Consider the following 10430-nt stretch of genomic DNA (forward strand, 5'->3'; position numbering starts at 1 on the left):
CGGGTGGCGTGCCAGACGCCGTCGCGTTTGCGGCGGCAGTTGCGCAGGATGTTCCAGGACTTCATGTGCGCCAGAGCGTGCTCGACCCGTGCACGGACGCTCTTGTGGACGGTGTTGAAGTCTTCTTTCCATTGCGGCAGCGGCGGTTGTCCCTTCCCGGGTTTGCGGTAGGGCATGATCACCTCGGGGTTGCCCTGGTAGCCGCCATCGGCCATGACCTTCGCGCCCCGGCATTGTTCGCCGACGCCCGAGTCGGTGTAGGCGCGGCAGTCGTTGCGGTTGCCGGGTGTGGGATCGCCGATCGCGACGACCAGGCGGGTGTTGGCGTCGATGACGACCTGCATGTTCACCGAGTACCGGTAGTTCTTCGACGACGCGGAGATGGACCGGTCGTGGGTCGGGACGAGAGTGCGTCCACGATCAGCACGGTGTCCGGGCTGTGCCGGCGGGTAACCGGCGCGAGCGCCAGCAGCGGCGCCAGGTGGTCCACTACACGGTTCGCGGCGGACTTCGAGATCCCGAACAGCAGCGCGACCTGCCGGAACGTCAGATTCGTCCGGTAGTACACCGCCACCAGCAACACCCGATCCGCCAGCGACAGGCCCCACCGCCGGCCGGTGCCGGTCTGCTCACCACCCCGACGGGCCACGATCCGCACGAGCGTGCGGAACACCGGCACCCACTCCGGCCGCTCCGCACTGATCACCTGATCCACACCAAGATCATCGATCACGCCGAGACAGCGTTACGGGACAACCTTTAGCGAGGCACAGCTGATGCACACCAGCTTCACCTGCAGGCGAAATCCCGCTCGATCAGGTCGGCCAGGCGGTCGCAGCCGAGTCAGGCTCATGGAGACGCTCGACCCGTCACGCACGCGTGACATTGCCGCTACCGCCAGGGTTCTCCGCCTCTATGAACGGCAGACGTTCACCGGGGCCTTGACGTGAAGAAAGCAGTCCCGTGTGACGATGTCCACGTCCACACGCAGCCGCCGGTTCTCCCACATCAGCGTGGCCAACTCTGGCTTCTCGTCACTGCTCCACCCCGTCATCGCGGATCCCGCGTCACGCTAGGCTGTCCGGCGCTCTCGCGGCCAGCGATCTCGGTCAGGACGAAGTCCTTTGCGACTTGCGTGATCGAGCAGTCACCACGCTGGCACTGCTCAACGATCTCCGCCTTGAACTCCCTGGCAAAGCTCCTGATCAGAGGCCTCCATCAAACGGGCCAGGTCCAGAGAACAGGAGAAGCAGCAACGCTGAGCCATCAATTGTCGCGGCGAGGCATGAGCAGCATCTCGACTCGTGGCTGGAACACACTAATTCTGACCTGCGAAAACGCTTGATCAACCTAGTGCCCCCGGTGCGGCTCCGACAGGAAGCACACGGTCACGCGACCTGCGAAAACGGGCACTACCAGTCGACAAACACACGCAAAACCACTGGTCATCACGGCCCGAGTACCGCTCGTGATGGAGCGCAGGGCGACAACCACGGCCGCGAATTGACCGGCATCTGGTGATGATGTTGCCCATGTCTTGCGTGTCCTGCCGGGGGCACACAAAACATGGGCAACATCAACAGGCGAGCGGCTGGTACTCGAAGACACCTTCAAGGTGTGAGCACCAGCCGCTCGCCTGTTTCAGCTGGTTAGCTCGATGTGAGGGGCTAGATCCAATGCCGTGTAGTTAAGGCTCGGCTCTGGCTGTCAAGGCGGCTGAAACGGGCAACGGAGTTCCTGCTAGAACAGCGTCGACCAAGATCGCTATCCGCAGAGAACTCCGTTGCCTACACAGTCTGTCAGTACCCATGAAGTCGTTGTGGCTCAGGGGCCGTTCGCGCCAGGGCATCTGGGCGAGCTGACCCAGCTGGTGCCGTTCGACATGGTCGATGAAGCTCTCGCCGAGACCCGTACGACGCAGTCCCGCGTCCGTGACCTGCCTGCGCGGGTCGTGGTCTACCTGCTGCTGGCCGCGTGCCTGTTCCCCGAGCTGGGTTACGCCGGCGTGTGGCGCAAACTCACCGCTTCGCTGACCAGCATCGGCCCAGCGACGCCGACAGCGAGCGCGTTGTGCCAGGCTCGCCGCCGACTCGGCTCCGCGCCACTGAAGTGGCTGTTCGACCTGCTGCGTGGACCGGCTGCCGGTTCGGCTCGCTGGCGCGGGCTGCTCATCTGCGCGATCGACGGCACCACGCTCAGCGTCGCGGACAGCCCGTCCAACCTGAGCACCTATGCCAAACACCGCTGCAACAACGGAGGTTCCGGTTACCCGCAGATCCGGCTGCTCGCTCTGCTCGCCTGCGGCACCCGCACCCTCATCGATGTCGAATCCGGGCCCGCCGGCGTCAGCGAACTCGCCTACGCGCCGAGGCTGGCCCGCTCCATGCACCCAGGAATGATCGTCCTGCTCGACCGCGGTTTCGTCTCCTGCGAGCTGATCGCCGCGTTCGCCGCGGCCGGCGCCGAGGTCCTGGTGCGCTACACATACCGCCGCAACTTTCCCGTTCTGGCCCGCCACTCCGACGGTTCCTATCTGTCCACACTGGGTTCCACGAAGGTGCGTGTGATCGACGCCGAGATCGTCATCACCACCAGCACAGGCCGCCGCAGCAGTGTCTATCGGCTGGTCACCACTCTGCTCGACCATCACCGCCACCCAGCTACCGAACTGGTCACGCTCTATCACCAGCGCTGGGAGATCGAGACCGCCTACCTCGAGCTGAAGTCGACAATCCTGGGCGGCCGGGTCCTGCGCGCCCGCACCTCGCAAGGCATCACCCAGGAACTCTGCGCACTGCTGGTTACTTACCAGCTACTGCGCACCACCATGACCGACGCCACCGACAGTCAGCCCGGCACGACTGCGGACCGGGCCAGCTTCACGATCGCCCTGCAGACCGCCCGCGACCAACTCGTCCTGGCAGCGGACGTCATCGCCGACACCGTGGTCACCCTCGTCGGCACCATCGGCACTCATCTGCTGGCCAACCTCATGCCCGACCGGCGACTACGCACCCGACCACGCGTCGTCAAACGCGCGATCTCCAAATACAACGCCAAAGGCACCGTCGACCGCACCACCTACAAAGCCACCATCAGCATCGACGTCCTCGCCCCAGCAGAACCTTGACAACCACCACGAACGCCTAGCTACACGGCATTGGGTCTAGATCCTGCCGCCACACGGGAGCTGAACTGCAGGCGTAGATCACGAACTTCACGGCCAGCCCGACCCGACCGCGACGAGGGACGAACGACCGGATCGGTTGCGATAGCTGTCCCGTGGAACGCCATGGCCGGATCCCATCAAGGGCGACGACTACGCTCAGGCGGACGTCGACCGCGTGCTCGCGGCCGTCAACGTCACCAGCCACCGGCTAGCAGGTGTTCGTCGCGAACTCGTTGCTGCCGTAACCGAGTGGACGCCACATCGGACAATGAGCGGGTGGACTGGTCAGCAGACGACTTAGAAGGCGACGACGAGCCGCCGAGCATCGACGAGCTGGAGACGGGGCTCGATCAGGTGGACACCATGCTCGGCATGTTGGCCGCCGCCGCGACGGACCAACCAAGCAACCCCAGGCAGTACCTGCGTCTTCGCCGACAGCTCAATGACCTGCTGGTCCGCGCGAACATCAAGTCGCCGTTCCGCTGGAGCACGCTGGACGAATGGGCCGCAGCATCCAAGGTCAAGTTCCCGCGCAACTACGCCGGCCGCCGGACCTACGTCGCCCAGATCACCGACCGGGTCCGCGACGCCCTCCAGGAACTGCTGGATGAAGCCCAGAACGGTGCACTCACCCAGGAGCTCGACGATCTCGGTGCCGTCGCCGACGACGCGCTGGACGATCCGTCCGGCATCCGCGTCGAACTGGGGGTACTGCCCGATCTGCTGCGCAGCGACCTGCGCGCGGCCGTCGGCAAGGCCAAGAACCTCGTGGAGGCCACCGCCAAGGCAGTGCTGGCCGCGCACGGCCAGCAGGCTCCCCAACACAGCTTCGACAAGTCAGTCAACGCCGCTCTGCGGACACTCAACCTCGACCCCAACCCCACCGGAAACTCGCCCGAGGCTCAGGCGATGCGCCTGCTCAAGGAGCTGTCCAGTTTCGTCGGCACCCTGCGCAACGACTTCGGCGACGGCCACGGCTCCGTCCGGGCGCACACCTCCGTCGAGTCCCGTCACGCGCGTTTGACCGTGCGGGCCGCGATGGCGTGGTGCTACTTCGCGTTGGAGACTTTGCAGGACCAGAACATCGACGATTAGAGACGGCACCAGGGCCGCGCGCGAATGACGATCATCGGCCGCGTGGTTGCGCCGCTTTGCCTGACCAGGCAGGCCGCCGCGCATGGCGCGAACGCTGCCTGCTCGGGGTCGCTTGACGATCCGGCCATCGGCCAGACGCCAGTGCCCGCCGCATAGGTGAGCATCCTGGAGCGGCCCAGGTCCGTGCCTCCGGCGGTAGACAGGCTGGCGGCAGAGCTGCGCGGGCGTCGGAAGAAGATCACGCTTCGCTGCGGCAGGGAACCGCCGTGGCCCTCGCAAGTCTCCGAAGCACGAGCTGCACCCCGAAGGGCCGANGTGAGCATCCTGGAGCGGCCCAGGTCCGTGCCTCCGGCGGTAGACAGGCTGGCGGCAGAGCTGCGCGGGCGTCGGAAGAAGATCACGCTTCGCTGCGGCAGGGAACCGCCGTGGCCCTCGCAAGTCTCCGAAGCACGAGCTGCACCCCGAAGGGCCGAATGTGCCGCGCGTGCCCAAGCGGATCCTGTCCCAGCTCGCCGCTAGAGTCGGACATCTGGACGTCTGGACATCGAAGGGAGGGCAGCGTGGCGCTGACGACGTCGCTGGCCGGTCGGGTGAGGAACACAACCTTGCCGAAAAGCCACGCCCTTCTGCCGCTCCTGGAAGCTGTCGTCAATGGCCTCCAGGCGATCGATGCTCGCGGCGATGACATCGGGCACGGACGCCTGAAGGTCACGATCCAGCGAAGCGCTCAAGAGGCCGCCGACTTCGGCTCCGGCCCTGTTCGTGCTCCGCTTAAGCCGATTGTAGGCTTCGTCGTGGAGGACAACGGCGTCGGATTCACTCCCGACAACATGAGGTCATTCGAGACTCTAGACACCGACTTCAAAGCCAGCCTTGGGTGCCGTGGCGTCGGTCGGCTGCTCTGGCTAAAGGCATTCGACAAGGTCTCGGTTCGGAGCGCGTACCTGGCGGATGACGGAACCCTGGTCACCCGCCAGTTCAAGTTCTCGATCGTCGGCGAAGTCGAACACGCCGGCCCTCCGGAGGTTTTCAGCGAGACAGGCACGGCGGTTCTTCTCGATGGGTTCAAAGATGCGTTCCAGCAGCATGCGCCGAAGACCGCCGAAGCCATCGCCCGCGAGGTGTTCGAGCACTGCATCTGGTACTTTCTCCGGCCGGGCGGCGCACCTGACGTGACGATCATCGACGACGAGGTGGTGGTGTCGCTCAACCGCCTCATGGATGAGTTCGTCTCCCCCGCATTGCCCGCGACGACGGTAGAAGTTAAGGGACAGAAGTTCGACATGGTCAACCTCTGCCTCCGGTCGTCCACTCGCAATCCCGTACCCCGCATGTACTGGTGCGCGGCGAACCGGGTCGTCACCGAAGAGAACCTGGCCGGCAAGATCGCCGGGTTGTACGGACGTCTGAAGGACGAAACTTCAGCCGAGTTCACCTACGCCTGCTACGTCTCGTCGGACTACCTCGATACATTCGTTCGCGCCGACCGCACGGCCTTCGACATCGCCGAGAAGGCCTCGGGCTCGACGTTGGACGACAGCATCTCGCTCGATGAAATCCGGACGGCCGTCCTGCACGAGATCGAGAAACTCCTGACCGAGCCACTCGCGGTAGCCCGCGAAGCGGGCAAGGCACGGGTCAGTGACTTCGTGAGCAACCAGGCACCGCGGTACCGGCCGGTACTCTCGCGGTTGGAAGCGCTCGGCGTAACGGTGGACCCGTCCATCAAGGACCAGGACCTTGAGCTCCTCCTTCACCGGAACCTCCAGAAGCTTGAAGCCGATGCAATCGCCGAAGGCCAAGCAGTGTTCGCCGAGGCCGACTCCACACCACCGGAGGTCTACCAGAACCGGCTGAACAAGTATCTGGAGACAGTTACGGAAATCAACCAGTCCGACCTCGCGGCGTACGTCTCCCGCCGCCGCGCGATCCTCGATGCACTGGCCAAGATGATCCGAACCAACGAGCAAGGGAAGTACTCCCGCGAGGACGCCATCCACTCGTTGCTCATGCCCATGCGCACTGACTCGAACGAGCTCGGTCCCGACGCGTCAAACCTGTGGATTGTTGACGAACGACTGGCCTTCCACGACTATCTCGCCTCGGACAAGACTTTGAACAGCATGCCCATCACCGGCTCAGATTCAACGAAAGAACCAGACATCCTTGCGACGCGCTTGGTTGGATCGCCGGTTCTGGCCGCTGAGGGAGAGTCGTTGCCCCTGCCTTCGATCGTTGTGGTTGAGATCAAGCGGCCGATGCGAAACGACGCTTCCGAGGACAAGGATCCCATCCAACAGTGCCTCGACTACATCAAACGGGTGCGTAATGGCGGCGTACGCACATCAGCCGGACGTCCGATTCCCCCATCGCATGACCAGCCCGCGTTCTGCTACATACTTGCCGACCTTACCCCCACAATGGTGAGTCGGTGCGAGTACGCCAGCCTGCGCCCAACCTACGACGGCATGGGCTACTTCGGCTTTAATGAGCCCCACAAGGCCTACATCGAGGTCATGTCCTTCGATCGGCTCGTGAAGTCCGCCACGGAGCGCAACCGCGCGTTCTTCGACAAGCTGGGGTTGCCTTCTACATAGCATTGCCTCTCCCCAACCCGTCTTAGGTGCCGTCAGCAGCTCGGTTTCTGCTTTGTACCCAGGAGTTGCGGGAGGGCGCGGACGAGCGGGTCGGGAGTCGTGCTGGCCGCCGACGACTCGACCCGGCGGCCCGGTCGATGCTGGATCTGCTGTGCGCACCGATCACGTAGGGACCGAGCAGATCCTGTGGTCCTAGTTCGGGTGCATCGGCGAAACGAAACAGGGCCCCGTCGAGCGACGGGGCCCTGTTGGCAGGGGAGCCAGGGCCGTCTACTCGGTGAACTTGTCGGCGAAGTAGACGGCGCCGGCGAACGCGGGGATCGCGGCGAGGATCGCGCTCGGCATGCTGCCCGTCGCCTTGAGCGTCAGGTACCCGGCGCCGGCCGCGATGAACAGCGCGAAGACGAACACCAAGAGGCTGCGCACGCTCAGCAGCGGCTTCTCAGTGGTGCAGTCGCAGGGCGGGGCGGCAGGGGGCGTGCTGGCAGGGGGCGTGCTGGCGGGCGGCGTGCTGGCAGGGCACGTGCAGTTGGCGCCAGGGGTGGTGGGGTTGGGGCACATCGGTTGGCTCCTCGGCACGGGCTGGTGTGTCGTCCAAGTTCTAGGAGCGGGTTCAAGGCCTCCCCCCTGCTGAAGGCCGCCCCGAGGTGAGAGAAAAATCTTCCGGAATTCGTGGGGGGACGCACAGGGCCGACGCCTAGAACTCGCTCAGGCGGGTGGAACCCCCCGACGCCACCTGTCAACGGGGAGACGGCATGACCGACGTACGACAACCGGGAGATCCCGAGGACGATCACCACGCCGAGGCCTGGGCGATGCTGTCCGACGAGGAGCTCTCCGAGGTCGTGGCCGAGGCGGTGACCAGCGAGGACGTGTCACGGGCCGAGGCGGAGCTGCTCGGTCCGGACGCAGTCGTCAGCTCGGACAAGGAACGCATCGGGCAGATCGAGGTCGACCGCCGCATGGTCGAGCTCCTGGCGTCGACCGGGTACGAGGGCGAAAGGTTCGAGAAGGCGTTCCGGAAGCTGAGCGGCCGGATGATCAGCTACGCCCACCCGATCATCGGGCTGTGGGTTGTCGACGGGCGCATTTTCGGCGAGTGCCTGAAGTACCGCGGCCGGATCAGCCCCGCCGCGACTGCGGCAGCCAGGTTGTGGACGAAGTCCGAGCGCGACGAGGCCGTGCTGGACACGTTGGTACGCGGAGTCGACTTCTTTCTTGAGTACGGGCTCCGCAAGGGCAAGTGGGACCACCGTCGCGGTGCCACCCTGGCCACCTACTTCGTCGGTGCGTGCGTGTGCTGCTTCGCCAAGGTCTGCAACGACCGGTGGAAGCAGGAACAGCTGACGGAGGCGTTCATCCACTCCGGTCCCCGCATCGAGCTGGTCGACGGCGATGGCGACATCGACCTCGCTGAGTACGTCGTGGACCCAGGGATGGGCCCCGCCGAGCTCACGGTGCTGCGCGCCGAGGCGGCGAGCGCCTACTCGAAGATCACCGACCCGAAGGTCCGTGACGTGTTGGTGATGCGGATGGAGGGGATGACGCAGGCCGCGGCCGCCAGTGAGGTCGGGCTGACCGCCAAGGCCGTCGAGCGCAGGCTCCACACCCAGCGCCGCAAGCTCCGGCCGCCGAACGCTTCCAGCGATTCCGAGGACGAGGGGAGGTCGTCATGACCTTCAACAGCAACGAGATTCATCATCGAGTCCCACCCGTTTCCAGCGACGTCGACTCCACGTTCGAGGACGAGTTCGATCAGCTGCTCGAGCAGTCCAGCCTGGGGACGCCCAATGCTCGTGCGATCCAGGCGATGACCAGCCCGGACCTCGTCGAACGTGTGCAGAACTGCATCGACCAGGAGCCTGGCGGCGTCGGCTCGGCCAGGGACGAGGGTGACGTGGACGACCTCCTCCTTGACCTCGTGCGGTGTGCGACCGTTCCTGACGAGCGTGACCCCCGGCGCCGGGAAGTGTGTCCGGCCGCGCGCTGGTCGGTCCTGTCCAGGTTCTCCTTCCTGGCTCAGGGGGCGGAGAGCTGGAGCACGGTCGTCGCGATGGTCGCCTGGCTCGCTGAGGCGAACGTGTTCGAGCATGTACGGCGTGATGTAGCCAGGTCGGTGCTCGACCTGGCGTTCCGCAACGAACACGCTCCCCACGCCGTGCAGTTCCTGCTGCTGCACAGCACGTTGGCCCGCAGCGGTGTCATCGAGGAGCTGACCTGCCGACGCCCGCTGCCGGCGCTCACGGACTGGGTGGGCGGGCTCGAACTGCGAGAGCCTCCGAGACTCCGGGGCAAAACGTGCCCCGCCGCGGAAGGGGCAGCACGCGACCAGGGCGATGAACTGGAACCGCCTGTCCGCTACTACTCGAATGAGATTCGAGCGCGGATCGGGACCGGGAGTCTCGACGCACGGCTGGTCGGGCCACACCACATGCTCGACGACTTGGTTGTCACCATTGAGCGCTTCGCCGTGCGTTGGTACAGCGACACTTCTGGTGCATGGGCGCAGTGGGGTCGCCCGTGCGGCAGCGAAACTTCCGTCGTCACTCCACTTTCTGGAGCGTTGCTCGGGCTGATGCACGAGGGTTCGCAAACCAGCAGCGTTCTCGTATCGGCGGTACATCAGCGTTTCAAGCTGCCGGATGTCACTCACGCGAGTGTGTGCTGTGCTCTGCGAACCTTGCGCGAAGGTGGGTTGATCCAACCCACCAGCAGAGCCCGCACCATGCGGCGGTACGAGCTCACCACCTTGGGGATAAAGGCCTTTCGGCGATGGCTGTTGGTAGAGCCCGGAACGGATCGGGGCGAGGTAGTGCTGCGTCTGCTCAGCACCACCTCGTTCACCGCAGAGCAGCAGAGCAAGCTCATCGTGCTCTCCAAAGCACTGAAGATCGACGAGGAGCAAGCTCGCGCGTTGACGAAGTGGATGACCGAGAATCTGGCTCCGATCAGCACCACATGCCGTCACATCCTCACGAACCTCATCAGTAAGGGACGGCGATGAACAACCACAACGGATCGAATGTGGGCGACGAACGATTCCCGGACCGCCCGCAACGACCGTTGACACGTACAGGTACCGGTTCCGCGAGACGGCGGCCTCCTGCGCGCCACACAACGCCCAAGGCCCTTCAACGGCGGAGCTCTCGACGCAGCAGTCGGAAATGAGGGTTTGTGTTTAGAAAGACGCCTTTGAGCTACGAGGTCAAGCACGTGCGTGCCCGGCGCCATTGGTGGCGCCGGGCACGTGAGGGGTCAGTTCACCAGGTGCCGAAGCGGATCTGGCCGTTGGTGTACAGCTCGCCCCAGAACCCGCCCGCGTTCGGCCACCGCGAGATGACCTGGCTGATGGCTGCGGTGATCGGCGGCACACGAACCAGCCACTCGGCAAACGTGATCGACAACGCCCGAGAAAGCGTCCACAGGTGATCGCCCTCTTGGGCCAGGTCTTCCTGGATCGCATCGTCGGGTGCCTCCGCGGCTCTCGCAGCCCACCGGCGGAACGCACTGAGGTAGTCGAGGTCCGCACGGGGCTCCCGAAATTGTCGGTGGGTACCTCTACGGTGCGT

The 10430-nt window shown here is 64.9% G+C and carries 7 protein-coding genes and 1 pseudogene; 5 read left to right on the forward strand and 3 right to left on the reverse strand.

The window, feature by feature from the left end; genetic code table 11:
• Nucleotides 1–715, reverse strand: a pseudogene (locus LFM09_RS43780) (transposase); the annotation flags it as partial.
• Between the two features lie 1104 nt (nucleotides 716–1819).
• Here LFM09_RS43780 and LFM09_RS43785 point away from each other — a divergent pair.
• From LFM09_RS43785 to LFM09_RS43795, 3 genes are all read left to right on the forward strand, one after another.
• Nucleotides 1820–3130, forward strand: a complete 1311-nt coding sequence (locus LFM09_RS43785; protein WP_414102540.1) for an IS4 family transposase — start codon at nucleotides 1820–1822, stop codon at nucleotides 3128–3130.
• A gap of 315 nt (nucleotides 3131–3445) precedes the next feature.
• Nucleotides 3446–4264, forward strand: a complete 819-nt coding sequence (locus tag LFM09_RS43790) for an abortive infection family protein (RefSeq protein ID WP_414102541.1) — start codon at nucleotides 3446–3448, stop codon at nucleotides 4262–4264.
• A 560-nt stretch (nucleotides 4265–4824) separates the two neighbouring features.
• Complete coding sequence (locus LFM09_RS43795; protein ID WP_414102542.1) at nucleotides 4825–6861, forward strand: ATP-binding protein; 2037 nt, start codon at nucleotides 4825–4827, stop codon at nucleotides 6859–6861.
• A gap of 270 nt (nucleotides 6862–7131) precedes the next feature.
• Here the strand turns inward: LFM09_RS43795 and LFM09_RS43800 are convergent, their stop codons facing one another.
• Nucleotides 7132–7287, reverse strand: a complete 156-nt coding sequence (locus LFM09_RS43800) for a hypothetical protein (protein WP_414102543.1) — start codon at nucleotides 7285–7287, stop codon at nucleotides 7132–7134.
• Between the two features lie 329 nt (nucleotides 7288–7616).
• Between LFM09_RS43800 and LFM09_RS43805 the strand changes: the two genes are divergently transcribed.
• Complete coding sequence (locus LFM09_RS43805; RefSeq protein ID WP_414102544.1) at nucleotides 7617–8537, forward strand: hypothetical protein; 921 nt, start codon at nucleotides 7617–7619, stop codon at nucleotides 8535–8537.
• Nucleotides 8534–9865 (forward strand): hypothetical protein, encoded by a 1332-nt coding sequence (locus LFM09_RS43810; protein ID WP_414102545.1) that lies wholly within the window; start codon nucleotides 8534–8536, stop codon nucleotides 9863–9865. Before LFM09_RS43805 ends, LFM09_RS43810 begins: the two co-directional genes overlap by 4 nt.
• Before the next feature lie 256 nt (nucleotides 9866–10121).
• Here the strand turns inward: LFM09_RS43810 and LFM09_RS43815 are convergent, their stop codons facing one another.
• Nucleotides 10122–10265: a hypothetical protein gene (locus LFM09_RS43815; protein WP_414102546.1), complete on the reverse strand. Its 144-nt coding sequence runs from the start codon at nucleotides 10263–10265 to the stop codon at nucleotides 10122–10124.
• Nucleotides 10266–10430: the final 165 nt, after the last annotated feature.

Source organism: Lentzea alba (genome assembly GCF_047445655.1).
Taxonomy (GTDB): Bacteria; Actinomycetota; Actinomycetes; order Mycobacteriales; family Pseudonocardiaceae; genus Lentzea; species Lentzea alba_A.

Excerpts from the sequence above, each read along its gene's own strand:
- LFM09_RS43805 (WP_414102544.1), top strand. The coding sequence starts at position 7,617 with ATGACCGACGTACGACAACCGGGAGATCCCGAGGACGATCACCACGCC.
- LFM09_RS43810 (WP_414102545.1), top strand. The coding sequence starts at position 8,534 with ATGACCTTCAACAGCAACGAGATTCATCATCGAGTCCCACCCGTTTCC.